General features: G+C 49.6%; 1 protein-coding gene. It reads right to left on the bottom strand.

The features are described 5' to 3' along the window. Positions 1 to 278: FAD-dependent oxidoreductase (locus R0J92_RS22630; protein ID WP_411053310.1), on the bottom strand; the 278-nt coding region annotated here is incomplete at both ends.

Genomic DNA, 278 nt, shown 5'->3' with positions numbered 1-278 from the left:
CTTTTTCTAACAGTTCGATGCGACGGAGAACAATGTCTTTCTTATCTAGTTTCATGTTCGGGATGCCATACATCAGCAGTCCCCCTGGACGATCTGCCCGTTCGTAAACTGTCACCCAATGACCTGCTTTATTCAGTTGGGCAGCAGCACACAAGCCTGCGGGGCCTGCCCCCACAACTGCCACGGTTTTACCCGTGCGTTTCTCGGGGGGTTCTGCTGTCACCCAGCCTTCTTGCCAACCTTTTTCAATGATGGAATATTCAATATTTTTAATCGTC

The sequence above is a fragment of the Tritonibacter sp. SIMBA_163 genome, from assembly GCF_046535935.1.
GTDB classification, from domain to species: domain Bacteria; phylum Pseudomonadota; class Alphaproteobacteria; order Rhodobacterales; family Rhodobacteraceae; genus Epibacterium; species Epibacterium scottomollicae.
This window is presented reverse-complemented; position numbering and strand designations above follow the sequence as displayed.